This window comes from Amycolatopsis sp. NPDC003865 (assembly GCF_053605345.1).
Genome location: NZ_JBSGJA010000015.1, coordinates 1 through 25344, shown reverse-complemented (window position 1 = coordinate 25344; position 25344 = coordinate 1). Strand labels below are relative to the sequence as shown.

Here is a 25344-nt window from a genome sequence, read left to right as displayed (position 1 = left end):
TGGACAGTGAGCGCGATCGGCTTGAGTGGACACGCGGGCCGGACCGGCTTGCGTGCTGTCGCTGGGGGTCGGCACGCGGGCGGTCCGCCCAGCCCTCACCCCCCGGCTGCCACCAACGCCGCCAGCTTCGCGCGGACGTCGTCGGCGTCCGGGTGCCCGAGCTCGGTCAGCAACCGCACCGACCGGACCCAGCACTCCCTGGCCGGCGCCCGATCTCCGCGGCGCAGGTGGATCGTGCCCAGCTGAGCCAGCACGTCCGCCGCTTCGTACAGCTCGCCCATCTCGAAGAACATCGCGACCGACTCGCGGATGCCCGCGATCCCCTCGGCCACGCGACCCAGCCCCACCAGTGCCAGCCCGCGCGTGTGCAGGGTGAACCGCGTGTCCACCGGCTCCCCGTCCGGCCCCAGCACGGCCAGCGCCGCGTCCGCCAGCCGCAACGCCTGGTCGTGGTCGCCCATCGACGTGCAGATGTCGCCCAGCGCCCGCAGCACGCTCGCTTCGAACGCGCCCAGCCCCAGCTCGCGGACGATCTCCAGCGCCTGCATCCCGTGTTCGTACGCCCAGGCGTAGTCGTCGAGGTTGTGCGCCGCCATCGCCAGGTTGTACTGCGCCCGCGCCTCGCCCTCGCGCGCGCCGAGCTCGCGCTGGATCGCGAGCACCTGCTCCAGGTAGCGGCGGGACTCGTCGTACTCGCGCGCGACGCCGTTGACCACGCCGAGCCCGCTCAGGATGCCCGCCTCGCCCGGCCGGTGGCCGCTCGCCCGCGCGGCTTCGAGCGCCACCACGAACACCGAACGCCAGTCGTCGAGCCGCGAGCGCGTCACGAAGTAGCTCTGCAGCAGCCACGCGAGCTTCCAGCAGACGTCGTCCCGCCGGCGCCGCGCCAGGTGCACCGCGGCGATCAGGTTGCCCGACTCCTCGCCGAACCAGTCCAAGGCGTCGTGGTACCCGGCGAAGGACAGGCCGCCGCCGAGGTCGTCCAGCTCCAGCAGCCGGTAGTAGCGCTCCGGCCGCATCCGGCGTGACGCGTTCAGCGCCGACGCCAGGTACCAGTCCAGCAGCCGGTCCAAGGCCGCGTCGCGCTGCGAAGCCGTATCGACCTGCGAAGCGACTTCGCCCGCGTACGCGCGGATGAGGTCGTGGAACTGGTAGCGCCCGGGCTTCGGCTGGGCGAGCAGGTGCGCGGCGGCCAGGGTCTCCAGCTTCGGCCGGACCGCCGCGAGGTCCAGCCCGGCGACCGCGGCCGCCGCCGGCGCGGTGAAGTCGACGCCGGTGGGCAGCCCGAGCAGCCGCAGCAGCCGCGCCGTCGACGGCTCCAGCGCCTGGTAGGAGTACGAAAGCACCGACCGGATGTTGGTGCCTTCGCCGTCGGCGAGGTCGAACGCGCCGAGCAGGTCGGCGTCGAGGGAGTCGACGAACTCGTCGAGCGCCAGCTCGGGGAACTGCGCGGCCCGCACGGCCAGGATCCGGATCGCCAGCGGCAGCCCGCCGCAGTAGCGCACGAACCGCTCGGTCGCGGCGGGATCGCGCGAGACGCGGTCGAAGCCGATCGTGGAGGCGAGCAGCTCGACGGCGTCCTCTTCGCCCAGCTCCTCCAGCGCGAACCGGCGCGCGCCGTGCGTCGCCACCAGCGCCCGCAGCTGCCAGCGGCTCGTGATGACGACGAAACAGCCCGGCCCGGGCAGCAGCGGGCGCACCTGCTCGGTGCGGTTGGCGTTGTCGAGCAGGACGAGCAGCCGCCGCCCCGCGGTGTGCGTCCGCCAGCTCGCCGCGCGCCCGTCGAGGTCGGCGGGAACGGCCTCGCCCGGCACGCCGAGCGCGGCCAGCATCGCCTCCAGCGCCGCCGACGGCTCGACCGGCTCGCCGGGCCCGTAGCCGCGCAGGTTGAGGTAGACCTGCCCGCCGGGGAACCGGTCGGCGATCTCGTGCGCGAAGTGCACGGCCAGCGTCGTCTTGCCGATGCCGCCCATGCCCTCGACCGACGCGATCGGCGTCGACGTGCCGGCGTCGATCGCCTCCGGCAGCAGCGCGTGCAACGCCTTGAGGTCGCCCTCGCGCCCGGAGAAGGTCCGCAGGTCGGCGGGCAGCTGGTGCGGCACCTGCGGCTCGGCGCCGAGCCGGTAGCGCCCCGGGCCGGTGTGCTCGTCGCCGGTCCCGGTCAGGATCGCCTGGCGGGTGCGCTGCAGCGCCGGCCCGGGGTCGAGCCCGAGCTCTTCGGCCAGCACGCCGCTGATCCGGCCGTAGACGTCGAGCGCCTCCGCCTGCCGGCCCGACCGGTACAGCGCGACCATCAGCTGCTCGTGCAGCCGCTCCCGCAGCGGGTTTTCCCTGGTCAGCCGGGTCAGTTCGGGCACGATGGTGCCGTACTCGCCGACGTCGAGCAGCGCGTCGGCCCACTGCTCGCGCACGCGCAGCCGTTCTTCGGCGAGCTGGCCGACCTCGTCGCGGTGCAGCGCGTCCGACTCGACGTTCAGCAGCGCCGGGCCGCGCCACTGCGCGAGCGCGTCCGCGAAGTGCGTGGCCGCCTGCCGGCTTTCGCCGCGGTCCACCGCGGCTTTGCCCCGGGTGGCGAGGGCGCGGAACCGGGAGAGGTCGAGGCGGTCGTCGTCGAGCTCGATCAGGTAGCCGCCGCTCTCGGTGCGGATCGCGACCTGGTCGCCCAGCGCCCGACGCAGGCGCAGCACGTACGTCTGGAGCGCGCCCTTGGAGCGGCGGCGGTCGTCGTTCCAGAGCCAGCGGCCCAGCTCGTCGACCGGCACGACCCGGTTCGCGCGCAGCAAAAGCCCGGCCAGCACGATCAGCGGCCGGCTGCCCCCGAGCGGCACCGGGTGGCCGTCTGCCGTGACCTCGGCCGGACCCAGCACGCGGAAGTCGAGGACCACGGAAACATTCTGTCCGGAAACGCGCTGTTCGGCAGCGGTTCGGCCCAAGTCGGGATGGCATGATCGGCGGCGATGAAGGTCTACGCGATCCCCCTGCGCAACCGTTTTCGCGGCATCACCGTCCGGGAAGGCGTGCTGCTGCCCGGCCCGGCGGGCTGGGGCGAGTTCTGCCCGTTCGCCGACTATTCGGACGCCGAGAGCGTGCCGTGGCTGCACGCGGCGCTGGAAGCGAGCGAGTCGGGCTGGCCGGCGCCGGTCCGCGACCGGGTCGAGGTGAACACGACGGTCCCGGTCGTCGGCCCCGAAAAGGCGTATGAGCTGGTCCGCGCGTCCGGCTGCCGCACGGCCAAGGTGAAGGTGGCGGACCCGCGCTCGTCCCTGGCCGACGACTGCGACCGGGTGGCGGCGGTCCGCGACGCGCTCGGCCCGTCCGGCGCGGTCCGCGTCGACGCGAACACGGCGTGGGACGTCGACACGGCGGTCCGCGCGATCACGGAGCTCGACAAGGCGGCGGGCGGGCTGGAGTACGCGGAGCAGCCCTGCCCGACGATCGACGAGCTGGCCGCGGTCCGCCGGCGGGTGGCGGTCCGCGTCGCGGCCGACGAGTCGATCCGCCGCGCGGAAGACCCGCTGAAGGTGGCGGTCGCGGGCGCGGCGGACATCGCGGTGCTGAAGGTGTCCCCACTGGGCGGCGTGCGGCGGGCGCTGGAGGTCGCCGAGGCGTGCGGCCTGCCGTGCGTGGTGTCGTCGGCGGTGGAGACGAGCGTCGGCTTGGCGGCGGGGCTCGCGTTGGCGGGGGCGTTGCCGTCGTTGGAGTTCGCGTGTGGACTGGGGACGATTTCGTTGCTGGAGGGGGACGTCTGCGAATCTCCACTGTCCCCTGTGGACGGATACCTGCCGGTGCCGGCGCGGGCTCCGGAACCGACGGACGCGTACCCGGCTTCGGCCGAGGTGGCGGCGGCTTGGGAAGACCGGCTGGCCCGGGTTCGCGCCCTGGCCTGACCCCGAGGGCAAGTTCAGGGTCGGGGTCCGGGCCGTTCCCGATGTGGGCGCACCCCGCCCGGAGCCACTATTGAGCCATGACGAACAGCGTGTACACCCCGGAAACCACCAAGAAGCTCCGCCGCAGCAAGAGCGACAAGATGCTCACCGGTGTCTGCGGTGGCTGGGCCACCTACCTCGGCATCGACGCCAGCGTCCTGCGCATCGGCATGGTCGCCGCCGTTTTCCTCTCCGTCGGCATCGCCATCCCGGTCTACGTCGCCGCCGCGATCCTGACGCCCGAAGAGGACTCCTGACGCCGGGCGGGCACCGGCTCGCAGGGGGAGCCGGTGCCCGCCGGAAGCCGGGGTGCACCAAGAGCCGTTGTCGGGGGACGCGGCGGACGAACGGCCCGGACGCCCAGGGGAGCGTCCGGGCCGTTCGGCGTACACCCTTCCTCCGACCAGCCCAAAAGCTCGACGTGAACCCCGGACGAGGGGTTAGGGTTCGCGGTCGTGGATCAAGGCAGCAGAACGGCGGCGAAGATCGTCGTCGGGATTCTGGGTGGGCTCTACCTGATCGCCGGACTGGGGCTGACCGCCTACGCCGCGTTCCTCGCGCTCGACGATCCCGGCAGCCGGTCCGCAACGAAGGTCGTGCTCTACAGCGCCGCCGCGCTCGCGATCTGGGTGCTGCTCACCGGCATCGGCGCGGTCGTCCTCGCGATGGAAGCCGAAGAAACGAGCACGGCCTGGCTCGGGGGTCTGTTCGTGCTCGCGCTCGGCGTCGTCATCCTCGGCGCGTTCGCCGTGTGGTTCTTCACCCGGCCATAAAGAAAGCCCGGCCCGCCGAAGCGGACCGGGCTTCCCGGAAAGCAGCCGGACTCAGAAGTCCATGCCACCCATGCCACCGGACGGGTCGGCCGGAGCGGCAGCAGCCTTCTCCGGCTTGTCCGCCACGACAGCCTCGGTGGTCAGGAACAGCGCCGCGATCGAAGCGGCGTTCTGCAGCGCGGAGCGGGTGACCTTCGTCGGGTCCGGCACGCCGGCGGCGAGCAGGTCCTCGTAGACACCCGTGGCGGCGTTGAGGCCGTGACCCTGCGGCAGGCCCTTGACCTTCTCCACCACGACGCCGCCCTCGAGGCCGGCGTTGATCGCGATCTGCTTGAGCGGGGCCTCGACGGCCACCTTGACGATGTTGGCGCCAGTGGCCTCGTCGCCCTCGAGCTTCAGGCCCGCGAACGCGGCCTCGGCGGCCTGGATCAGGGCCACGCCACCACCGGCGACGATGCCCTCTTCCACGGCGGCCTTCGCGTTGCGCACCGCGTCCTCGATGCGGTGCTTGCGCTCCTTGAGCTCGACCTCGGTCGCGGCGCCGGCCTTGATGACGGCCACGCCGCCTGCCAGCTTCGCGAGCCGCTCCTGCAGCTTCTCGCGGTCGTAGTCCGAGTCCGAGTTGTCGATCTCGGCGCGGATCTGGTTGACGCGACCCTGGATCTGGTCGGCGTCGCCCGCACCCTCGACGATGGTCGTCTCGTCCTTGGTGATGACGGCCTTGCGGGCCTTGCCCAGCAGGGACAGGTCCGCGTTCTCCAGCTTGAGGCCGACGTCCTCGGAGATGACCTGGCCACCGGTCAGGATCGCGATGTCCTGCAGGATCGCCTTGCGGCGGTCACCGAAGCCCGGGGCCTTGACGGCGACGGACTTGAAGGTGCCGCGCATCTTGTTGACGATGAGGGTGGCCAGGGCCTCGCCCTCGACGTCCTCGGCGATGATCAGCAGCGGCTTGCCGGACTGGATGACCTTCTCCAGCAGCGGCAGGACGTCCTTGACGGTGGAGATCTTGGAGCCGAAGAGGAGGATGTACGGGTCCTCGAGCTCGGCTTCCTGACGCTCCGGGTCGGTCACGAAGTAACCGGAGATGTAGCCCTTGTCGAAGCGCATGCCCTCGGTGAGCTCGAGCTCGAGGCCGAAGGTGTTGCTCTCCTCGACGGTGACGACGCCTTCCTTGCCGACCTTGTCCAGCGCCTCGGCGATCAGCTCGCCGATGGTGCGGTCAGCGGCCGAGATCGAGGCGGTAGCAGCGATCTGCTCCTTGGTCTCGATCTGGACGGCGGCCTTGTGCAGCTGCTCGGTGACGGCCTCGACGGCCGCCTCGATGCCACGCTTGAGGGAGATGGGGTCGGCGCCGGCGGCGACGTTGCGCAGCCCCTCGCGGACGAGGGCCTGGGCGAGCACGGTGGCGGTGGTGGTGCCGTCACCCGCGACGTCGTCGGTCTTCTTGGCGACCTCCTTGACGAGCTCGGCCCCGATCTTCTCCCACGGGTCCTCGAGCTCGATCTCCTTGGCGATGGAGACACCGTCGTTGGTGATCGTCGGCGCGCCCCACTTCTTTTCGAGCACGACGTTCCGGCCCCGCGGGCCGAGGGTCACCTTGACGGCTTCGGCGAGGGTGTTCAAGCCGCGCTCGAGACCGCGGCGGGCGTCCTCGTCGAACGCGATCAGTTTGGCCATTGCGGTGTGGTCCTCCGGTATTGGGCGCAGCCGCCGCGCTGTAACTCGTGCAGCGGCGGCAGCAGGACTCTTCCTCGGCCAGGCTCGGTGCCCGCGACGGACGACTGGACCCGGGTGGGGGTCAGCCTCACCGTCCCGACCTTTGGCACTCGACGGCGTCGAGTGCCAACACCGTGTTTAGCACTCTCGGGTGGAGAGTGCAAGAAGACCTGCTCAGCGCCGCACGATCAGTTGCCCGGCTTGATGGAGATCGACGTCGGAGGTGCGTTCAGCGACGACGTCGGGTTGCCCTGCGAGTCGCCCGGGCCGACCGGGATGTTCGGCGCCGTCGTCGTGCCGCCGCCTCCGCTGCCGCCGTCGCTGAACAGGAAGATCGCGCCCACGATCAGCCCCGCCACGACGACCAAGCCGAGGGCGATGAAGATCCACTTCTTGCCGCCACCGCTCTTCGGCTGGTGGAACGCGCCCGCGCCGCCCGCGGGCATCGGCGGGCGCAGGCGCATCGGGTCCTGGCCGTAGCCCTGCGGGGGCATGCCCTGCGGCGGCATCCCCGGCTGCTGGGGGTAGCCGTAACCGGGGGGCGGGCCCTGCGGCGGCATGCCCTGCTGCTGCGGGTAGCCGTAACCGGGCGGCGGGCCCTGCGGCGGCATCCCCGGCGGACCGGGCGGCGGCCCCTGCGGCCCGGGCTGCTGGCCGTAGCCGGGCTGCTGCTGTCCTCCGTACGGGTGCACGGGGGCCCCCTCTCCCTGCGGTGCGCTGTTCTGGTGCGGCCCCTGTTGTACCTGACCATGGCGCTGCGGCGCGGGGATTCCACCCGAATTGGACCCCGGCGGCCCCGGTGGGGTGTCCGACGACGCCTGCGCGCCGAGCGCGCGGCGGGCGGCCGCGACCATCTCGACGCAGCTGGGGTAGCGGTCGGCCGGGTTCTTCGCCATGCCGCGGCGGATCACCTCGTCGATCGCCGGCGGCAGCGCGACCACCCGGGAGATCGACGGCGGGTCGCCGTTGAGGTGACCTTTGATCACCGTCGGGACGTCGCCCTTGAACGGCGGGCTGCCGGTCAGGCACGCGAAGAGGACGCACGTCAGCGCGTACTGGTCGGTGCGCCCGTCCAGCGGCTCGCCGCGCAGGTGCTCGGGCGCCGCGTACGTCGGCGAGCCGAGGAAGTCACCGCCGCGCGTGCGGTGCCCCGTCGCGCCGCGGCGCGTCAGCCCGAAGTCGGCGACGTACACGTGCTCGCGCGAGGTCTCCTTCTTCGTCACGAGCACGTTCGCCGGCTTGACGTCCAGGTGGACCAGACCACGGTTGTGCAGCGTGTCGAGGGCGTCCGCGACCTGGTCGAGCATCGTCAGGGCGCGCGCGGGGGCGATCGGGCCGCCGGAGATCAGGCCGGCGAGATCGCCGCCGTCGACCATGCGCATGGCGATGTAGAGCATGCCGTCGAGCTCGCCGAAGTCGTACAGCGGCACGACGTTGGCGTGGTCGATCGCGGACGTGTTGCGCGCCTCGTCGACGAACCGCTCGCGGAACTCGGCGTCGGCCCCGAGGTGGTCACCGATGACCTTCAGCGCCACCTTGCGGCCGAGACGCACGTCCGTGGCCTTGTAGGTGACGCTCATGCCGCCTTTGCCGAGCACCCCGTCGATGCGGTAGTTGCCCAGCCGGCGACCGGTGAGGTCCCCCGACACATCGCCTGTCACGCCCGGCAGCCTAACGTCCCAGGTTCGCAGGCTGCCGGGGGTTCGCCAATCGGGTGATCGAGGTGGTTAGGACACCTTGCGCACGTCGGCCGCCTGACTCCGCCCGTCACGCCCGGACTGGACTTCGAACTCGACGCGGTCGCCTTCGTCCAAAGTGCGGAATCCTTCGGCCTGGATGGCCGAATAGTGGACGAACACGTCCGGACCGTCGGTGGATTCGATGAACCCGTAGCCCTTTTCCGAGTTGAACCATTTGACGGTGCCGACAGCCACGGCGCCCTCCCTCAGCACAAAGGATCCGCTGGCCCGAGCGGATGCCAGCGGCGGAAGTGCCAATCACGCTACCGGAATTATTGCCCTCGGCAATGGGCAATTCGTTTGAAGATCACGTTGAAGAAAGGCGTCTGTTCCGCGCCTGCACGAGCACCGTCCCCGGCCCCGCGAAGTCGACCGCGAGCCCCTCGCCCGTGCGCAGCGACTGCGGCCCGCCGGGATCGAGCGCCCGCAGGCGGCACTGGACGCTGTCGGGGTAGGCCAGCAGGTAGTCCGGCCGGACCGTGACCAGCTCGCCCTGGCCGAGCTCGAACGCGTCCACCGGGCCCGGCGCGGCCAGCACGAGCGGCCCGGTTCCGCTGTAGTGCTCGAGGAACCCGGAGTCGGCGCCGAAGAGCTGCTGCAGCGGCGCCCAGCCGGCGTCGTGCCGGACCGACGACGGCCGGACCAGCACGGCGTCGCGGTGCACCGACCAGCCGGTGCCGCCGCCGAGGTCGAGCGGGTAGACGTCGCCAGGGCGCAGCGGCGCGAAGTCGAGCCAGCCGCCGTCGGCGGGGGCGGTGTAGACGGTCGCCGCGGACTTGCCGGCGCGGACGCCGCCGCGGCCGGCCGGCGCCTCGGTGACGCCGAACCGGCTGGCGAGCAGCGTGTCGGGCGCGGCCTGGACCGACTCGCCCGGGTCCAGCAGGACGCGGGCGACGCCGAAGCCGGGCGTGTGCCGGGTCTGGACGCGCATCAGCGGGACGGGACGTGGGAGATGATCCAGCTGATCAGCGCGGACGGGTTGCGCGTCTGCGTCATGATCTGGCCGGGGCCGACGAAGTCGAAGACGAGGCCTTCACCGCTCTTCATGGACTGGATGATGCCGGTGGCGACCTTCCGGATCTGGTACTGCACGGTGTCGGCGTACGCGACGACGTGCCCGGTGTCGATGGTCACCATCTCGCCCTGCTGCAGCGTGATCGTCTCGACGGCGCCGTAGCAGGACACGAGCAGCTGGCCCTGGCCGGTGGCGTGGGTCAGGAACCCGCCTTCGCCGCCCATCAGGTTCTTCATCCCGCCCCACTTGGTCTCGGTCTGCACGCCATGCGACGACGCGAGCCAGCAGCCGCGGGTGACGGCCCAGCCGGTCCGGCCGTCGAGGGTGATCACCTGGATGTCGCCGGGCAGGTTGGCCGCGACGTCGACCCAGCCGCCGTTCTGCGGCGCGGTGAAGGTGGAGATGAAGAAGGACTCGCCGGAGAGGAAGGCGCGCCCGAGGCCCTTCATGATCCCGCCCTGGGCCTGCGACTGCACCTGCACGCCGTAGCTGGTGGCCATCATGGCGCCGGACTCGACCTGGCACGGCTCCCCGGGCGCCAGCATCAGCCGGGCGACGGCGAACGAGGGCTGTTGACGGACTCCGACCTGCATGCGTGCTCCCCTACTGCGTGCCTGTGACGGGCAGAGTCTTGCACGCCCCGGAAACCAGGAGAGGATGGTCCGGTGATCTCCGTCGACGACTACCGCGACAAGGTGGCCGCGCTCCTGGGCACCGCCCCCGCGACCGCCCTGCCCCTCGCCGCCGCGGCCGGCCTCGTGCTCGCCGAGGACGTGCGGGCCGGCGTGTCCCTCCCGCCCTTCGACAACTCCGCGATGGACGGCTACGCGGTCCGCGCCGCCGACGTCACCGCGGTCCCGGTGACCTTGCCGGTCGCCGACGACATCCCGGCGGGCCGGGTCGACGTCCGGCCGCTCGAACCGGGCACCGCGCACCGGATCATGACCGGCGCGCCGCTGCCGCCGGGCGCGGACGCCGTCGTGATGGTCGAGGCCACCGACGGCGGCACCGAGACCGTGACCATCTCCACCGCCGCCCAGGAGGGCGCGCACATCCGGCGGACCGGCGAGGACGTCGTCGCCGGCAGCACCGCGCTGCACGCCGGGACGGTCCTCGGCCACTCCCAGCTCGGCCTGGCGGCCGCGGTCGGGCTCGCCGAGGTGCGGGTGCACCGGCCGCTGCGGGTGCTGGTCGCCTCCACCGGCACCGAGCTGGTCGACGCGCCCGCGCCGCTGCGGCACGGCCAGATCTACGAGTCCAACAGCGTGATGCTCGCCGCGGCGATCCGCGGCCTCGGCTGCAAGGTCGAGGTGGTCCGCAGCGTCGTCGACGACGTCGAGGAGTTCCGCAAGGTCATCGAGCCGAAGCTCGCCGACGCCGACCTGCTGGTCACCTCCGGCGGGGTCAGCGCGGGCGCGTACGAAGTGGTGAAGGACGCGCTGTCCGGCCAGGGCGTCGAGTTCGCGAAGATCGCGATGCAGCCGGGCGGGCCGCAGGGCTGCGGGCGCTGGCAGGGCGTGCCGGTCGTGACCCTGCCCGGCAACCCCGTCAGCGTGCTCGTGTCGTTCGAAGCGTTCCTGCGCCCGGCGCTGCTGACGGCCATGGGCCACACGGACGTCTCGCGCCGGCGCGTGCGGGCCCGGCTGCTGGAGGCGATGTCCTCGCCGGCCGGGCGCCGCCAGTACCGCCGGGGCGTGTTCACGCCGTCCGAGGGCGAGGTCACCGGGGTCGTCGGGCCGCGCGGCGGGCCGGGCTCGCACCTGCTGGCCGCGTTCACGCAGGCCAACTGCCTGATCGTGCTGCCGGAGGACGTCACGTCGGCAGCGGAAGGCGACGAGGTGGACGTCCTTCTGCTCTAGCCGGGAACTCCCGCAGCTTGCGGAACGGCGCGAGGACCGGCAGCGCGGCGACCAGCACGACGGAGGCCACCCACAGCGTCTCGCGCACGCCGATCACCTCGCCGAGCACGCCGCCGAGGACCCCGGCCAGCGGGATCGTGCCGTAGGCGGCGAGCGAGGCGCTCGAGGTGATCCGGCTGAACAGCTCCGGCGGGCAGTACGCCTGCCGGAACGTCGTGGTGAGCACGTTCGAGGCGACGACGCCCGCGCAGACGCCGAACACGCCGAGGACGAACAGCGACAGCCGCCAGCCCGGTCCGCTCAGGGGCCCGAGCACCATCATCGGTGCCGCGGCGACCTCGCACAGCAGGAACGCGCGGGCGGTGCCGAAGCGCGCGCCGAGCCGTCCGGCCAGTGCCGCGCCGAGGATCCCGCCGGCCGCGGCGAGCGCGAGCACCAGGCCGACCAGGCCCGGCGCGGCACCGAGCGTGCGGGACAGGAAGACGATCTGGATGGAGCTGTAGCCGGTCAGCGCGAGGTTCGACACCGCGCTGAACACCATCAGCGACCGCAGGTACCGGTCGCCCATGACGAACCGCAGTCCTTCGGCGATCTGGCTGCGCAACGGCGTCCGCGCCGCCGGGACCACGGTCTCGCGCGCCCGGATCGCCCGCACGCACAACACGGAGACACCGAAACTGACCGCGTCGGCGAGGATGCCGCTGACCGGGCCGAACGCCTGCGCCAGCAGGCCGGCCAGGCCCGGCCCGCCGACCTGGGTCGCCGACTCGCTGCCCTGCAGCTTCGCGTTGGCTTCCAGGAGGTCGTCCCGTCGAGGAGGGCGGGCAGATAAGCCCGGTAGGCGAGGGTGAAGAACACCTTGGCGACGCCGCCGAGCAGCGCGGCGGCAGCAACGGCATGGTCAGCGCCCCGAAGGCCGCGGCGAGCGGGACGCCGCCGAACACCGCCATCGACACCGTGTTGCAGACCAGCATCACCGGCCGCTTCGGCAGCCGGTCGACCCAGGCGCCGGCGGGCAGGCCGACGAGCAGCCACGGCAACCAGGCGACCGCGGTCAGCAGCGCGACTTCGAAGGTGCTTGCCCGCAGCGTGACCACCGCGACCAGCGGCAACGCCGTGCTCGCGACCATGCTGCCGAGCATGCTCGTGGTTTCGCCGGTCCAGAGCAGCCGGAAGTCCCTGTTCCCCCAGAGCCCCTTCACGGCTGGCCCAGCGAAGCCCGCGCGGCGAAGAAGACCGGACGGCGCTCGACCCCGTCGCCCGGTTCGGTGCGGTTTTCGAACTCGTTGATCAGCAGGAAGATCCGCTCGTTGAGCTCGTCGAGCTCCGCGCGGGACAGCCGTACCCACGTGTCGATGCTGAACGGACCGCCGCGCCACTCCTCGGGGTAGGTCTCGCGGTTCGCGATCCAGTCGCGCGCGATCGCCATCTGGTGGTCGAGCACCAGCACCTCGGCGGCCTCGGCGACCGGGTCGCCGGGGAAGTCGGCCGCCGCCCACCGCAGCGTCTTCGCGCTGCGCTTCCACCAGCGTTCCCGCTGGTCACGGGCCAGCTCCGGGGCTTCTTCCACCAGTTTGGCGGCGGCCAGCACCTTCATGTGGTGGCTCACGTTGCCGACCGCTTGATCGGTCTTCGCCGCCAGCATCGAGGCGGTGGCGGGGCCGTCGAGGTGCAGCAGCTCCATCAGCCGCCGGCGGAGCTGGTGCGACATGGCCGCCAGCACCTTCGAATCCCGGATCTCCCGGATGTCGTCACTCATGACGCACAAGAGTAGTTGTACAAGAGTTCTTGTGCAATGATTCTTGTGCAAGCGCTCGCGTAAGCTCCCGCCATGGGATTCGTCGCATGGGTGATCTTCGGCGCGATCGTCGGCTGGGCCGCGAACCTCGTCGTCGGCGGCCGGGACCGGCGCCGGCAGGGCTGCCTGGTCAGCGTGCTGGTCGGCGTGGTCGGCGCGGCGCTGGGCGGGCTGCTCTACCGGCTCGCCACCGGCCAGTCGAAGACGTTCGACTTCGACTTCCCCAGCTTCGGCGTGGCCATCCTCGGCGCCGTCGTGCTGCTGGCGATCCTGCGGCTCGTAACCGGTGTCGGCCGCCGTCCGAGTGACCGTTCGTAACTTTTGGTCGGACATTCGGTGATCAACCGGCGATCAGCCGCTAAACTGTCTCCTCACGCGCATCTCCCGGTGGCCGGGTGCATGCGCCGTCGGGGGGCGGATGCACCCGGCCCCGGTTCCCCTTCTTCGCCTCGATCACCACGTCGACGGCGCGCAGCGGGTCCACCAGGGACGGCAGGGGTACTTCGTCGATCTCCGCTCGCCACGCCCCGAACAGCTCGTCGAGGCGGGCGTCGGCCGGCTCCCGGTGATCGGTCATGGTCCCCTCCCCCAGCTCGCGTGGCAGCGCCCCGAACGGCGTCAACTACTGAGAGTTGTCGCTGGATTCGACCAAGCGTTACCGGGATGTGGTCCCTCCCACCCGCTGCGGGGACACCCTCGCGAGGGAGCCGATCAGGGGCACGCGGCGAGCCCCACCTGGGGCAGCGGTAGCGTGGTGGCGCCCGTACGCGGCCGCCGGACCCGGCGCCGACACCTCCTTCCGACACGAAACCAGGGGACCCGACCATGAGCGGCACCCGGCCGGAGCCCGGCGCCAACCCCGTCGCACACGCCCTGCAGCTCGCCCGCGAGACGCTGCCGCCGATGCACCCGGCCGGCCGGCCGTTCGTGGCGGGCGGGATCGCCGCGACGCTGCTCGCGCGCCGGTTCTCCAAGCGCCTCGGGCTCGTCGGAGCGCTCGCGACCGTGGCCACCGCGGCGTTCTTCCGCGAGCCGAAGCGCGTGCCGCCGCCGCGTGCCGGCGTCGCGCTCGCCTCGGCCGACGGGCTCGTGTCGCTGATCGAGGAAGCCGTCCCGCCCGCCGAGCTGGGCCTGCCGGCCGAGCCGCGGATGCGCGTGTCGGTGTTCCTCTCGGTGTTCGACGTGCACGTCCAGCGCGTGCCGGCGAACGGCGTGATCGAGCGCGTCGCCTACCGGCCCGGCAAGTTCCTCTCCGCCGACCTGGACAAGGCCAGCGACGACAACGAACGCAACTCCGTGCTGATGCGCACCGAAGACGGCCACGAGCTCGTCGTCGTGCAGATCGCCGGGCTGGTCGCGCGCCGCATCCTCTGCGAGATCCGCGAGGGCGACAAGGTCGGCGCCGCTTCGACGTACGGCATCATCCGGTTCGGCTCGCGGGTCGACCTCTACCTTCCGCCGGGCTCGATGGTGCTGGTCAGCAAGGGCCAGCGCACGATCGGCGGCGAGACCGTGATCGCCGAACTCCCTGCCGCGCCTGCGAAAGGCTGATCGATGGTCCGCGTGACCACTCCGGGCGTCCGGCTGCTGCCCAACGCCATCACCGTGCTCGCGCTGTGCGCCGGGCTGTCGGCCGTGCAGTTCGCGCTGACGAAGAACTACGCGATGGCGATCGCCTCGATCGGCATCGCGGCGGTGCTCGACAGCCTGGACGGCCGGATCGCGCGCCTCCTGGACGCGACGTCGAAGATGGGCGCGGAGCTGGACTCGCTGTCCGACGGCATCTCCTTCGGCGTCGCGCCGGCGCTGGTCATCTACGTGTGGCAGACCGGCGCGGACCGGATCGGCTGGGTGGCGTCGCTGATCTTCGCCGTCTGCATGATCCTGCGGCTGGCCCGCTTCAACACGCTGCTGGACGACACCGAGCAGCCGCCTTACGCGAGCGAGTTCTTCGTCGGCGTCCCGGCGCCCGCGGGCGGCCTGCTCGCGATGCTGCCGCTGGTGGCCTACCTCCAGTGGGGCGAGGGGTGGTGGTCGTCGCAGTACGTCGTGTGGGCGTGGACGGTCGCCATCGCGGCCCTGCTGATCAGCCGCATCCCGACGCTGTCGCTGAAGACGGTCAAGGCCCCGGCCAAGGCGATCGCCCCCCTGCTGCTCGGCGTGGCCCTGCTGGCCGCGGCGATCATCCAGTTCCCGCTGGTCGCGCTGATCGTGGCGATGGTCCTGTACCTGGCGCACATCCCGTACTCGGTCTACCGGCACCGCTGGCTGGCCGCGCACCCGGAGGCCTGGATGGTCCCGCCGCGCGAGCGCCGCGCGATCCGCCGGGCCTCTCCGCGCCGCCTCGGCCTGCGGCGCCCGCTGCGCCGCCGGGTCGCGGGCGCGGCCATGCGCGCGGTCCGGCTCCCTCGCACCGGCGAGACGGTCCGCACCCCGCGTGGCACGTCGGAGAACGGCCAGGGGCCGCGGCGTCGTTCGTGGCGCCAGATCGGGTTGCGCCGGAAGTAGGCCCGGATCGCTAGGGTGAACGGCGTGAGCCACCCGCAGATCACGCTGACCGTCCGGCACACGCCGTCCGCGCTGGACACCCGCCGCGGCGTCGTCCGGCTGCACCCCGAGGTCCTCGACGCGCTCGGCCTGCGGGCCTGGGACGCCGTGCACCTCACCGGCGCCCGGGTCAGCGCCGCCCTCGCCGCGCCCACCGACGAGGCCGACGTGCCCGGGATCGTCCTCACCGACGACGTCACCATGTCGAACCTCGGCGTCACCGAGGGCGCCGAGATCGTGGTCGCCCCCGCCGACGTCGCCGCGGCCAAGACCGTCACCGTCGCCGGCTCGCGGCTGGCCAGCGTCTCGGTCAGCCCGCACATGCTGCGGCTCGCCCTCATCGGCAAGGTGCTCACCGTCGGCGACGCCGTCTCCCTGCTGCCGCAGGACCTCGCGCCGCAGCCGGGGTCCGACCCGGCCGGCCTGCGCGGCCAGCTGTCGCGGGCGATCGGCGCGACCTGGACCAACGAGCTGCTCACGGTCACCGCGACCGAGCCCGCCGGCACCGTCGCGGTCGGACCGTCCACAGTGGTCGTCTGGCGCGACGGCGCCCGGCCCGCCCCCGAACCCGCCACGCCGCGGACGGCGACCGCGCTCGTCCGGACCTCCGCCGTCACCGCGGCCGAGGAGTGGATCGACGCCGAGATCGTCGAGGACGAAGTCGCCGTGGTCGAGGAGACCGCCGAGCCGGTCGTCCCGCTGGCCGACCTGATCGGCGCCGAGGCGGCCGCGCGCAAGCTCGCCGAGTGGTTCGACCTGGCGTTCCACCGCCCCGAGCTGCTGGCCCGGCTGGGCGCGCCCGCCCACCTCGGCGTCCTGCTGTCCGGTCCCGAGGGCGTCGGCAAGGCGACGCTCGTGCGGTCGGTGGCGACCGAGGCCGACATCCGCGTGGTGCCGGTGGCCGCGCCGAACCTCGCCGTGCTGGACCCGAATGTCGCGGTCGCGCGCCTGCGCGAGGCCGTTCGCGACGCCGGCAAGCCGACGGTCCTCCTCCTCACCGACGTCGACGCGCTGCTGCCCGCGGCCACGCCGCCCCCGGTCGCGACCGTCGTGCTGGAGGAGCTGCGGACGGCGCTGCGGCGTGAGCGCTTCGCCGTCGTCGCGACGACGGCCCGCGCGGAGTCCGCCGATCCGCGGCTGCGCGCCGCCGACCTGCTGGACCGCGAGCTGTCCCTCGCCCTGCCGGACGCGAAGACGCGCCGCGAACTGCTGAACGTCCTGCTCCGCGACGTCCCGCTCGACACCGGCATCGACTGCGGCGTCCTGGCCGAAAAGACGCCGGGGTTCGTCGCGGCGGACCTGATCGCCCTGCGCCGCGACGCCGCGTTGCGGGCCGCGCTGCGCCAGCGTGACGCCGACGAGCCGCGCATCTCGCAGCAGGACCTGCTGGACGCGCTGGCCACCGTCCGGCCGGTGTCGATGTCCACTTCGGACAACCTGGCCACCGGCGGCCTGACCCTCGACGACGTCGGGAACATGGTCGACGTCAAGCAGTCGCTCACCGAGGCGGTGCTGTGGCCGCTGCGGTACCCGGATTCGTTCGCCCGTCTCGGCGTCGAGCCACCGCGCGGGGTGCTGCTGTACGGCCCGCCCGGCGGCGGCAAGACGTTCCTGGTGCGGGCGCTGGCCGGCACCGGCGCGCTGAACGTCTTCGCGGTCAAGGGCGCCGAGCTGATGGACAAGTGGGTCGGCGAGTCCGAGCGCGCGGTGCGCGAGCTGTTCCGCCGGGCCGCCGAGGCCGCGCCGTCGCTGATCTTCCTGGACGAGATCGACGCGCTGGCCCCGCGCCGCGGCCAGTCGTCGGACTCCGGCGTCGCCGACCGCGTGGTCGCGGCGCTGCTCACCGAGCTCGACGGCGTCGAGCCGATGCGCGAGGTCGTCGTGCTGGGCGCGACGAACCGGCCGGAGCTGGTCGACCCGGCGCTGCTGCGGCCGGGCCGGCTGGAGCGCCGCGTCTACGTGCCGCCGCCGGACGCCGAGGCCCGCGCCGCGATCCTCACGGCCACGTCGAAGAACACGCCGCTGGCGTCCGATGTGGACCTCGCCGAGGTGGCGTCCACTCTGGACGGCTACTCGGCGGCCGACTGCGCGGCGCTGATCCGCGAGGCGGCGCTGACGGCGATGCGCGAGTCGCTGGAGGCCCGCGAGGTCACCGCGGCGCACCTGGAGACGGCCCGCAAGACGGTCCGGCCGAGCCTGGACCCGGCCCAGCTCGCCGCGCTGGAGGCGTACGCGAAGACGCAGGTCAGCGAGTAGAGAGGAGGGGCCATCGGGTGATGGCCCCTCCGCGTCAGCTGCCCTTCTGGCCGGACTGGTATTCCTTGGTCACGATGACGATCACGCCGGGGCTCGCGCTCTCGATGCCCGGGAACCGCGGCTCGGCCTTGATGCCGAACTCCTGGGCGAGCTGCTTCGCGGCGGCTTCCTCGTCGGTGCCCGGCCGGTAGTACGCCGTCGTCGTCGGGATGATGCCCTGCGAGTAGTTGCTGACCTCGTTGACGTTCCAGCCGCCACCGCGGAAGTCCTCCGCCGCCCGGTCCGCCAAGCCCTTGATCGTCGAGTTGTTGAACACCCGCACGGTCACCCACTTGTTGGACGCCTGCTGGTCGCCGGGCCGGCCCGGCTGGCCGGGCTGTCCCTGCGTCGGCTGGCCGCCGGGTGCCGGGGTGGTCGACGCCGGCGGGGTCGGCGAAGCCGAGGTCGGGTTCGAGGGCGGGGTGGCCGTCGACGACGTGGCGGGCGGCGCCGACGTGCCGCCGGACGTGCCCGGCTGCGTCGGTGTGCCGCTCGGCCCGGCCTCGTTGGACCCGTTGTCCCCGCTCAGCGCGGAGATCCCCCCGATGACCGCGGCGATGATCGCCACGCCGACCAGGGCGACGCCCGCGGCCTTCATCGGCCGGGACATTCCCGAAAACACGCTCATTTCAGCTCGATCCCCAGTCGCCGGGCGCCTCGCTTGCGCTGGCGGGCGGCGCGGGTCTTGCGCAGCCGCTTCACCAGCATCGGGTCGGCTTCGATCGCCTCCGGCTTCTCCAGCAGCTTGTTGAGCAGCTGGTAGTAGCGCGTCGCAGACAAGTCGAAGCGTTCGCGGATGGCGTTCTCCTTCGCCCCGGCGTGTCGCCACCACTGGCGCTCGAAGGCGAGGATCTCGACCTCGCGTTCGGTCAGGCCGGGCACGGGCTTCGGCGGCGACGGCTGCGGCTCAGCCATCGACTCCGCGGCGTCCATCCGAGTCCCTCTCAATCGGGCGTCATGGCGAATCAGACCTAGCTCTTCCGCGGGCGCCATTCAACCACGGAAGCGGCCGCCGACGTGGGCATCGACCTCGGCGCGTCACGGTCTGATGCAGGTCTACCAGAGGGGTCCGACTAAACTGGCTCGCCGTGACCATCCACCCCATCGTTATCGCCGGCGAACCCGTGCTGCACCAGCCGACTCGGGAGATCACCGAGTTCGACGAGAAGCTGCGCACGCTCGTGGACGACATGTTCGAGACGATGTACGCCGCCGAGGGCGTCGGCCTCGCGGCCAACCAGATCGGCCTCGACCAGCGGGTGTTCGTCTACGACTGCCCGGACGACGAGGGCGTGCGGCACAAGGGCGTCGTCGTCAACCCGAAGCTCGAGACGTCGGAGATCCCGGAGACCATGCCGGACCCGGACGACGACTGGGAGGGCTGCCTGTCGGCGCCCGGTGAGTCGTACCCGACGGGCCGCGCGAAGTGGGCGAAGGTGACCGGCTCCGACATCGAGGGCAACCCGATCGAGGTCGAGGGCACGGGCTACTTCGCGCGCTGCCTGCAGCACGAGACCGACCACCTGGACGGGTACATCTACCTCGACCGCCTGGTCGGCCGCCACGCGCGCGCGGCGAAGAAGATGCTCAAGCACAACAAGTGGGGCGTCCCCGGCAACTCGTGGCTCCCGCCGAAGACCCCCGAGGACGACGGCGCCGTCATCTGAAACCACGAAGGGCCCCTCGATCGAGGGGCCCTTCGCCGTTTCGAGAGCGGTCAGCAGCCGAGGAAGTGGCAGCGGACCACCTTCGGCGTCTCCAGCACCGATCCCGCCTTGACGTCCCAGGCCAGCCGGACGTACTGCGCGTGCGTCCAGGCCAGCGGGGTCGCCGACGTGGTGGGCGTGCCGGCCGGGAAGCCGGTATGGCCCGACGGCGGGTTCTCGTCCCACACCTGCTCCGGCATGGTCTCCGCCGAGCTGCTCACCCGGCCGAGGTCACGCAGCCGCCGCGCGGCCGAGGCACTGTCGCCGAGCGTCAGCTCGTACTCGCCGCGCTCGCCGGCCAGCAGCGGCCACAGCCGGCCGTACGTCGTGCGGCTTTCGGCCGGGAACGTGTAGTCCCACGGCGAACCGTCGGCCTGCTCGCCGTAGCCGTCCTTGGTGTACCGGTGCCAGAACTGCCCGGTCGGCGTGGTGAACGCGATGTCGGAGTCGGTGACGCGAACGCTGTTCTTGATCACCGGGTCGTCCGCGCGGTAGACGCCGAGCCGCACCAAGTCGAGGAAGCCCGCGTCGGTGACCGCGCGCTGGTCCATCGTCACGCTCGAGTTGCCGAGGTTGTACGTCGTCCCGGCGTTCGCGTTGGCGTCCTTGGTCAAGCGGACGAAGTACGGGTCCTTCGACAGCGGCCCGTTCGTGGTGATCGTCTGCTTCGGCAGGTCGGCCTTCATCTTGTCGGCCGCGGCCAGGTACCGGGCGGCGTCGGCGGCCGCGCCGTTGTGCGACGCGATGTCCGCCGCGCAGACCAGCCCCGCGATCACCGACGCGATGGTCGACGGGGACCAGCCGTCCTGCTCTTCCCACCGCTCCTGCTGCGTGTACGGCGAAGGCTGCCCGTTGGGCCCCTGGTAGCCCAGGATGAAGTCGGCGGCCTTGCGAACGCCGGGCCACAGGTCGGTGCGGCCGAGCTGCTGGGCCAGCACGATCGGGAAAGCGGTTTCGTCGAGCTGGATCGATGTCCAGTACGGCACTCCGTCGACGCGGCTGTTCTGCGGCATGTGCCCGTCGGCCTGCTGCTGCGTGCCGAACATGTAGGACACCGCGCGGTTCGCGGCGGCCGTGTCGCCGCCGGCGGCCAGCCCGGTCGCGATCTGGTAGAGGTCACGCGGCCAGACCAGGTGGTAGGTGCCCGACGGCGACCACTCCGGGTCGTTGTTCCCGAACCGCCACGGCATGCTCGGCGACGCGATGAAGGCGCCCGGGTGGTGCTTGTCCTCGCTCGCGGCGAGCGTCAGCATCGACGCCTTGTAGAGGTCGCGCTCGGCGTCGGTCTTCAGCGACGACGGCGGCTTGCCCACCCCACGCAGGTACTCCTTCCACCCGCGGTCGTAGGCGCGCGTGATGTCGCGGACGCCGCGTCGCTGCGACGCCTGCGCGCTGCCGAGCGCGTCGGACGCCTTCGCGCCCATGCCGAGCGCGAGGGTGACGTGCCGGTTCCGCAGGCCGTCGGCGGTCGTCTGCCCGGTCAGCACGACGTTGCCCTTGGCGGCGGTGTCGTAGGAGGTCAGCTTGAAGGTCTTCGTGAGCTGGGTGTTCCCGTCGGACGCGCCCGCGTAGCCGACGCTCGTCTTCGTGAAGGCGGGCTTCGCGGTGAGCGCGGCGGCGTTGGTCGCGTCCTGCGCGGTGACGGCGTCGCCCTTCCGCGCGGCGGAGTCGTCGGAGCCGTCGTTGGTGAGGTCCGGGTCGGCGACCGCGTAGAGCTGGTAGGGCCGCCCGGTGAGCGACTGGAAGTCGACGTCCACCAGCACCGTCGTGGCGGCCGGGTCGGTGACGTACGTCTTGCGCAGCCGCCAGCGGTGCTGGTCGTCGGTGATGGTCTGCTCGTAGGTCAGGCTGTCGTCGTCGGTCCGCCGGACCTGCTGGGACTTCGCGGTGTAGTCGGCGACGGCGAAGCTCCGGCCGTCCGTGACGACGAAGTTCGTCGACCGGACGCTCGGTGTCGACAGGTCCGGGTAGTAGACCTCGGACAGCTGGCCACCTTGGAGGGTGAACCAGACGTTGCTGGACCGGTCGTGAGCCGTGCCGAAACCGGTCTTGTTCGCGGGCAGCCAGCTGGGATGGGCGCCCGGGGCGCCGGGAGCCTCGCCCTGGGCCACCGCGATCCCCGGGATCAGGCCGGTGACCAGCAGCCCGGCGAGGGCGCCGAACATGAGTTTGCGCATATCAACCCCACAGAAGATCGCTTCTGCACCGTTACAGAAGCGACTTGGGAGTCTGCCGCCGAATCTTCACCGGCGCATGGTCCGAACCGGTGAACCACTGACCGTCACTGGTCCGGTGAACCGGTTCACGGACAGCGAACTCCCGGTCTCGGTTTTCGGGCGCACACTTGTAGTACCTGCAACGGTGTAATCGAGGTGCCCTCATGGAAGACGCGATGGACGCCTACTCGCGCGCGGTCAGCACGGTCGCGAAGACCGTCACCCCGCACGTCGCCGGGGTGCAGCTCGCGCGCGGCAGCGGCTCGGCCGTCGTCTTCGCCGACGACGGCCACCTGCTCACCAACGCCCACGTCGTCGCCGACCACCGGCGCGGGGTCGCCACCTTCGCCGACGGCAGCGAAGTGCCCTTCGACGTCGTCGGCGCCGATCCGCTCTCCGACCTCGCCGTGCTGCGGGCGCGCGGCGAGACGCCGTCGGCCGCGGTGCTCGGCGACGCCGACCGGCTCGTCGTCGGGCAGCTCGTCGTGGCCATCGGGAGCCCGCTCGGCTTCTCCGGCACCGTCACCGCCGGCGTCGTCAGCGCGCTCGGCCGGGCGCTGCCGGTGCGCCACGGCCGCGCGGGACGGGTGATCGAAGACGTCATCCAGACCGACGCCGCCCTCAACCCCGGCAACTCCGGCGGCGCGCTCGCCGACTCCGCCGGGCGGGTCGTCGGCGTCAACACCGCCGTCGCCGGCCTCGGGCTCGGGCTCGCCGTCCCGATCAACGCCACCACGCGGCGGATCATCGACACGCTCGTCGTCGAGGGCCGGGTGCGGCGCGCGTACCTCGGCGTCGTCGGCGTGCCCGCGCCACTGCCGGACGACGTCGCCGAGCGCACCGGGCAGAGCGCCGGGCTGCGGGTGCGCGAAGTCGTCACCGGCGGCCCCGCCGACCGCGCGGGCCTCAAGGCGGGCGACCTCGTGCTGACCGTCGGCCGCACCCGGGTCTCGGACGCCCAGGGCATCCAGCGGCAGCTGTTCGCGGAGGTGATCGGCACCGCACTGCCGATCACCGTGCTGCGCAACGGAGCCATGGTCGACGTCTACGCCACTCCGGCCGAGTTGGTCGGCTGACTTGAGTATCGCGCTCCGGCGTGGCATGGTCGGGTTACAACACCAACGCGGGAGCTCGCGCCATGGCGGGCTGAGAGGGTGACTTGCGTTTCGCAGGCGTCACCGACCGCATGAACCTGACCGGGTAATGCCGGCGTAGGGAGTGAAAGTCGTTGACGACGCTTGAGAACAAGGACGTCTCCGTAACGACCGGGCCGATCACCGGCTCGCGCAAGGTGTACCACCAGACCGAATCCGGGCTCCGCGTTCCCGCGCGCCGGATCGATCTGTCGAACGGCGAGCACTTCGACGTCTACGACACTTCGGGCCCGTACACCGATCCCGAAGCTTCGATCGACGTCCACAGTGGACTGCACCGGCTGCGCGCCGGCTGGGCCGACGGCCGCGAGCACAACACCCAGCTGGGCTGGGCCAAACAGGGCGTCATCACCCGCGAAATGGAGTACATCGCCGCGCGCGAACGGGTTTCGCCCGAGTTCGTGCGCGACGAGGTGGCCCGCGGGCGTGCGGTGATCCCGGTCAACCGCAAGCACCCCGAGTCCGAGCCGATGATCATCGGCAAGAACTTCCTCGTGAAGATCAACGCCAACATGGGCAACTCGGCCGTCTGGTCGTCGGTCGAGGAAGAGGTCGACAAGATGGTCTGGGCGACCCGCTGGGGCGCCGACACGATCATGGACCTCTCCACCGGCAAGCGGATCCACGAGACGCGCGAGTGGATCATCCGCAACTCGCCGGTCCCGGTCGGCACCGTGCCGATCTACCAGGCACTGGAAAAGGTCGACGGCGAACCGGAAAAGCTGTCGTGGGAGATCTACCGCGACACGATCATCGAGCAGTGCGAGCAGGGCGTCGACTACGTCACCGTGCACGCCGGCGTGCTGCTGCGCTACATCCCGCTGACCGCGCGGCGCGTCACGGGCATCGTCAGCCGCGGCGGGTCGATCATGGCCGCGTGGTGCCTCGCGCACCACCAGGAGTCCTTTTTGTACACCCACTTCGAGGAACTCTGCGAGATCCTCCGCCAGTACGACGTCACGTTCTCCCTCGGCGACGGCCTGCGCCCCGGCTCGATCGCCGACGCCAACGACCGCGCGCAGTTCGCCGAGCTGGAAACCCTGGGCGAGCTGACGCACATCGCGCGCTCGCACGACGTCCAGGTGATGATCGAGGGCCCCGGCCACGTGCCGATGCACAAGATCAAGGAGAACGTCGAGCTCGAGGAAAAGCTCTGCGGCGAGGCGCCGTTCTACACCCTCGGTCCACTCGCGACGGACATCGCACCGGCGTACGACCACATCACGTCGGCCATCGGCGCGGCGCAGATCGGCTGGTACGGCACGGCGATGCTGTGTTACGTGACGCCGAAGGAGCACCTCGGCCTGCCGAACCGCGACGACGTCAAGACGGGCGTGATCACGTACAAGATCGCCGCGCACGCCGCCGACCTGGCCAAGGGGCACAAGTACGCGCAGGAATGGGACGACGAGCTGTCCAAGGCGCGTTTCGAGTTCCGCTGGAACGACCAGTTCAACCTCTCGCTGGACCCGGACACCGCCCGTTCGTTCCACGACGAGACGCTGCCCGCCGAACCGGCCAAGACCGCGCACTTCTGCTCGATGTGCGGGCCGAAGTTCTGCTCGATGCGGATCACGCAGGACGTCCGCAAGTACGCGGAAGAGCACGGACTGTCCACTGTGGAGGCAATCGAGGCCGGGATGGCGTCGAAGTCGGCGGAGTTCACCGAGTCCGGCAGCCAGGTGTACCTGCCGGTCGTGCAGCCGTGACACCGCCCACCGCCCTCACCATCGCCGGATCGGACTCCGGTGGTGGTGCGGGCATCCAGGCGGACCTGCGGACGTTCTTCGCCCACGGCGTGCACGGGCTGGTGGCGCTGACCGCGGTCACCGTGCAGAACTCGTTGGGCGTGCAGGGTTTCACGGAGATCCCGGTGGACGTCGTCACCGCGCAGATCAAGGCGGTGGCGTCGGACATGGGCGTCAACGCGGCGAAGACGGGCATGCTCGCGACGGCCGAGATCATCCGCGCGGTCGCGAAGACGCTCGACGAGACCGGGTTCGGCTTCCCCCTGGTGGTCGACCCGGTGGCGGCGTCGATGACCGGGCATTCCCTGCTGCGCGAGGACGCACTGGAGGCGATCCGCACGGAGCTGTTCCCGCGCGCGACGCTGATCACGCCGAACCTGGACGAGGTCGGCCTGCTGACCGGGATTTCGGTGTCCGACGAGGCCTCCCAGCGCGCGGCGGCGGACGCCCTGCTGGAGTTCGGATCCCGCTGGGTCCTGGTCAAGGGCGGCCACATGCAGGGAACACGGGACTGCGTGGACCTGCTGTCGGACGGCCGCGAGTACATCTCGTTGAGCGGCCCCCGCTTCGAGACGCAGAACACCCACGGCGGCGGCGACACGCTGGCGTCATCGATCACGTCGTGGCTGGCGAAGGGCGCTTCGGTGCCGGACGCGGTGGCGGCGGGGAAGAAGTTCATCGAGCGCTGCGTGGCGGAGGCCTACCCGCTGGGCGCGGGAGTAGGCCCGGTGTCCCCGTTCTGGGTGCTGGACAGCTAGGGCGTGTCTGACAATGCTTTGGTCCAGGTGATCACGGCGTGGAGGAGGACCGCGGCCCGGTAGACGATGGCAAGCTTGTCGTAGCGAGTTG

At 71.7% G+C, this 25344-nt stretch carries 23 protein-coding genes, 1 pseudogene and 1 riboswitch; of the genes and pseudogenes, 12 read left to right on the top strand and 12 right to left on the bottom strand.

Features of this window, described 5'->3' with window-relative positions:
• Nucleotides 1-95 precede the first annotated feature (95 nt).
• A complete protein-coding gene (locus tag ACWEVP_RS31085) occupies nt 96-2885 on the bottom strand; it encodes a BTAD domain-containing putative transcriptional regulator (RefSeq protein WP_452066114.1) in 2790 nt (929 codons plus the stop codon).
• A 72-nt stretch (nt 2886-2957) separates the two neighbouring features.
• Between ACWEVP_RS31085 and ACWEVP_RS31080 the strand changes: the two genes are divergently transcribed.
• The 3 genes from ACWEVP_RS31080 to ACWEVP_RS31070 all read left to right on the top strand — a co-directional run bounded on the left by ACWEVP_RS31080 (nt 2958) and on the right by ACWEVP_RS31070 (nt 4699).
• Nucleotides 2958-3887 carry an o-succinylbenzoate synthase gene (locus ACWEVP_RS31080; protein ID WP_452066113.1) on the top strand — a complete coding sequence of 310 codons (930 nt, stop codon included), beginning with the start codon at nt 2958-2960 and terminating at the stop codon, nt 3885-3887.
• Nucleotides 3888-3964: 77 nt separating this feature from the next.
• A complete protein-coding gene (locus tag ACWEVP_RS31075) occupies nt 3965-4183 on the top strand; it encodes a PspC domain-containing protein (RefSeq protein ID WP_364452217.1) in 219 nt (72 codons plus the stop codon).
• A gap of 198 nt (nt 4184-4381) precedes the next feature.
• Entirely contained in the window at nt 4382-4699 is a 318-nt protein-coding gene (locus ACWEVP_RS31070) for a hypothetical protein (protein WP_452066112.1), read from the top strand.
• Between the two features lie 51 nt (nt 4700-4750).
• On the opposite strand, the gene groL is transcribed toward ACWEVP_RS31070, so the two are convergent.
• From groL to ACWEVP_RS31045, 5 genes are all read right to left on the bottom strand, one after another.
• Nucleotides 4751-6379 (bottom strand): chaperonin GroEL, encoded by a 1629-nt coding sequence (groL, locus tag ACWEVP_RS31065; protein WP_361103164.1) that lies wholly within the window; start codon nt 6377-6379, stop codon nt 4751-4753.
• A gap of 227 nt (nt 6380-6606) precedes the next feature.
• Nucleotides 6607-8079 (bottom strand): serine/threonine-protein kinase, encoded by a 1473-nt coding sequence (locus ACWEVP_RS31060; RefSeq protein ID WP_452066111.1) that lies wholly within the window; start codon nt 8077-8079, stop codon nt 6607-6609.
• Between the two features lie 66 nt (nt 8080-8145).
• Entirely contained in the window at nt 8146-8352 is a 207-nt protein-coding gene (locus ACWEVP_RS31055) for a cold-shock protein (RefSeq protein WP_329054617.1), read from the bottom strand.
• Nucleotides 8353-8464: 112 nt separating this feature from the next.
• Entirely contained in the window at nt 8465-9088 is a 624-nt protein-coding gene (locus tag ACWEVP_RS31050; protein WP_452066110.1) for an AIM24 family protein, read from the bottom strand.
• Nucleotides 9088-9765, bottom strand: coding sequence for a TIGR00266 family protein (locus ACWEVP_RS31045; RefSeq protein WP_372670208.1), 678 nt, complete (start codon nt 9763-9765; stop codon nt 9088-9090). The genes ACWEVP_RS31050 and ACWEVP_RS31045 overlap by 1 nt, the downstream gene beginning before the upstream one ends.
• A gap of 72 nt (nt 9766-9837) precedes the next feature.
• On the opposite strand from ACWEVP_RS31045, the gene moeA reads away from it, so the two are divergent.
• Nucleotides 9838-11031 carry a molybdopterin molybdotransferase MoeA gene (gene moeA / locus ACWEVP_RS31040; RefSeq protein ID WP_452066109.1) on the top strand — a complete coding sequence of 398 codons (1194 nt, stop codon included), beginning with the start codon at nt 9838-9840 and terminating at the stop codon, nt 11029-11031.
• Here moeA and ACWEVP_RS31035 read toward each other — a convergent pair.
• A pseudogene (locus ACWEVP_RS31035) lies at nt 10985-12233 on the bottom strand (MFS transporter). The gene moeA and the pseudogene ACWEVP_RS31035 overlap by 47 nt on opposite strands.
• Complete coding sequence (locus ACWEVP_RS31030; protein ID WP_452066108.1) at nt 12230-12790, bottom strand: ArsR/SmtB family transcription factor; 561 nt, start codon at nt 12788-12790, stop codon at nt 12230-12232. Before ACWEVP_RS31030 ends, ACWEVP_RS31035 begins: the two are co-directional and overlap by 4 nt.
• A 72-nt stretch (nt 12791-12862) precedes the next feature.
• Here ACWEVP_RS31030 and ACWEVP_RS31025 point away from each other — a divergent pair, with 72 nt between their 5' ends.
• Nucleotides 12863-13147: a GlsB/YeaQ/YmgE family stress response membrane protein gene (locus ACWEVP_RS31025; protein ID WP_364452236.1), complete on the top strand. Its 285-nt coding sequence runs from the start codon at nt 12863-12865 to the stop codon at nt 13145-13147.
• Between the two features lie 40 nt (nt 13148-13187).
• On the opposite strand, the gene ACWEVP_RS31020 is transcribed toward ACWEVP_RS31025, so the two are convergent.
• Entirely contained in the window at nt 13188-13406 is a 219-nt protein-coding gene (locus tag ACWEVP_RS31020) for a hypothetical protein (RefSeq protein ID WP_452066107.1), read from the bottom strand.
• Nucleotides 13407-13654: 248 nt separating this feature from the next.
• Between ACWEVP_RS31020 and ACWEVP_RS31015 the strand changes: the two genes are divergently transcribed.
• From ACWEVP_RS31015 to ACWEVP_RS31005, 3 genes are read left to right on the top strand one after another with little or no spacing between them, the layout of a single operon-like run.
• The gene (locus ACWEVP_RS31015; protein WP_452066106.1) at nt 13655-14380 is read left to right on the top strand and encodes a phosphatidylserine decarboxylase; all 726 of its coding nucleotides are present in this window, start codon (nt 13655-13657) and stop codon (nt 14378-14380) included.
• A 3-nt stretch (nt 14381-14383) separates the two neighbouring features.
• Nucleotides 14384-15337, top strand: a complete 954-nt coding sequence (pssA, locus tag ACWEVP_RS31010) for a CDP-diacylglycerol--serine O-phosphatidyltransferase (RefSeq protein WP_452066105.1) — start codon at nt 14384-14386, stop codon at nt 15335-15337.
• A 24-nt stretch (nt 15338-15361) separates the two neighbouring features.
• Nucleotides 15362-17632 carry an AAA family ATPase gene (locus tag ACWEVP_RS31005; RefSeq protein WP_452066104.1) on the top strand — a complete coding sequence of 757 codons (2271 nt, stop codon included), beginning with the start codon at nt 15362-15364 and terminating at the stop codon, nt 17630-17632.
• A gap of 34 nt (nt 17633-17666) precedes the next feature.
• Here the strand turns inward: ACWEVP_RS31005 and ACWEVP_RS31000 are convergent, their stop codons facing one another.
• Entirely contained in the window at nt 17667-18299 is a 633-nt protein-coding gene (locus ACWEVP_RS31000) for a LytR C-terminal domain-containing protein (protein WP_452066103.1), read from the bottom strand.
• Nucleotides 18296-18604 (bottom strand): DUF3263 domain-containing protein, encoded by a 309-nt coding sequence (locus ACWEVP_RS30995; protein WP_003101701.1) that lies wholly within the window; start codon nt 18602-18604, stop codon nt 18296-18298. Before ACWEVP_RS30995 ends, ACWEVP_RS31000 begins: the two co-directional genes overlap by 4 nt.
• A 155-nt stretch (nt 18605-18759) precedes the next feature.
• Here ACWEVP_RS30995 and ACWEVP_RS30990 point away from each other — a divergent pair, with 155 nt between their 5' ends.
• Nucleotides 18760-19338 (top strand): peptide deformylase, encoded by a 579-nt coding sequence (locus ACWEVP_RS30990; protein WP_452066102.1) that lies wholly within the window; start codon nt 18760-18762, stop codon nt 19336-19338.
• A gap of 50 nt (nt 19339-19388) precedes the next feature.
• Here ACWEVP_RS30990 and ACWEVP_RS30985 read toward each other — a convergent pair whose 3' ends face one another.
• Nucleotides 19389-21554, bottom strand: coding sequence for a glycoside hydrolase family 15 protein (locus ACWEVP_RS30985; protein WP_452066101.1), 2166 nt, complete (start codon nt 21552-21554; stop codon nt 19389-19391).
• A 203-nt stretch (nt 21555-21757) separates the two neighbouring features.
• Here ACWEVP_RS30985 and ACWEVP_RS30980 point away from each other — a divergent pair, with 203 nt between their 5' ends.
• The 3 genes from ACWEVP_RS30980 to thiD all read left to right on the top strand — a co-directional run bounded on the left by ACWEVP_RS30980 (nt 21758) and on the right by thiD (nt 25253).
• The gene (locus tag ACWEVP_RS30980) at nt 21758-22669 is read left to right on the top strand and encodes a S1C family serine protease (protein ID WP_452066100.1); all 912 of its coding nucleotides are present in this window, start codon (nt 21758-21760) and stop codon (nt 22667-22669) included.
• Between the two features lie 37 nt (nt 22670-22706).
• Nucleotides 22707-22828, top strand: a riboswitch (TPP riboswitch).
• Nucleotides 22822-24456 (top strand): phosphomethylpyrimidine synthase ThiC, encoded by a 1635-nt coding sequence (thiC, locus tag ACWEVP_RS30975; protein ID WP_452066099.1) that lies wholly within the window; start codon nt 22822-22824, stop codon nt 24454-24456. Its footprint overlaps the riboswitch before it by 7 nt.
• Nucleotides 24453-25253, top strand: coding sequence for a bifunctional hydroxymethylpyrimidine kinase/phosphomethylpyrimidine kinase (thiD, locus tag ACWEVP_RS30970; RefSeq protein ID WP_452066098.1), 801 nt, complete (start codon nt 24453-24455; stop codon nt 25251-25253). Before thiC ends, thiD begins: the two co-directional genes overlap by 4 nt.
• Nucleotides 25254-25344 lie beyond the last annotated feature (91 nt).

What these genes read in the sequence shown, in the direction of transcription:
- ACWEVP_RS31080 (WP_452066113.1), top strand. Translation starts at nt 2,958, where the DNA reads ATGAAGGTCTACGCGATCCCCCTGCGCAACCGTTTTCGCGGCATCACC.
- ACWEVP_RS31075 (WP_364452217.1), top strand. Translation starts at nt 3,965, where the DNA reads ATGACGAACAGCGTGTACACCCCGGAAACCACCAAGAAGCTCCGCCGC.
- groL (WP_361103164.1), bottom strand. Translation starts at nt 6,379, where the DNA reads ATGGCCAAACTGATCGCGTTCGACGAGGACGCCCGCCGCGGTCTCGAG.
- ACWEVP_RS31050 (WP_452066110.1), bottom strand. Translation starts at nt 9,088, where the DNA reads ATGCGCGTCCAGACCCGGCACACGCCCGGCTTCGGCGTCGCCCGCGTC.
- ACWEVP_RS31045 (WP_372670208.1), bottom strand. Translation starts at nt 9,765, where the DNA reads ATGCAGGTCGGAGTCCGTCAACAGCCCTCGTTCGCCGTCGCCCGGCTG.
- ACWEVP_RS31030 (WP_452066108.1), bottom strand. Translation starts at nt 12,790, where the DNA reads ATGAGTGACGACATCCGGGAGATCCGGGATTCGAAGGTGCTGGCGGCC.
- ACWEVP_RS31025 (WP_364452236.1), top strand. Translation starts at nt 12,863, where the DNA reads ATGGGATTCGTCGCATGGGTGATCTTCGGCGCGATCGTCGGCTGGGCC.
- ACWEVP_RS31020 (WP_452066107.1), bottom strand. Translation starts at nt 13,406, where the DNA reads ATGACCGATCACCGGGAGCCGGCCGACGCCCGCCTCGACGAGCTGTTC.
- ACWEVP_RS31015 (WP_452066106.1), top strand. Translation starts at nt 13,655, where the DNA reads ATGAGCGGCACCCGGCCGGAGCCCGGCGCCAACCCCGTCGCACACGCC.
- pssA (WP_452066105.1), top strand. Translation starts at nt 14,384, where the DNA reads ATGGTCCGCGTGACCACTCCGGGCGTCCGGCTGCTGCCCAACGCCATC.
- ACWEVP_RS31000 (WP_452066103.1), bottom strand. Translation starts at nt 18,299, where the DNA reads ATGAGCGTGTTTTCGGGAATGTCCCGGCCGATGAAGGCCGCGGGCGTC.
- ACWEVP_RS30995 (WP_003101701.1), bottom strand. Translation starts at nt 18,604, where the DNA reads ATGGACGCCGCGGAGTCGATGGCTGAGCCGCAGCCGTCGCCGCCGAAG.
- ACWEVP_RS30985 (WP_452066101.1), bottom strand. Translation starts at nt 21,554, where the DNA reads ATGCGCAAACTCATGTTCGGCGCCCTCGCCGGGCTGCTGGTCACCGGC.
- ACWEVP_RS30980 (WP_452066100.1), top strand. Translation starts at nt 21,758, where the DNA reads ATGGAAGACGCGATGGACGCCTACTCGCGCGCGGTCAGCACGGTCGCG.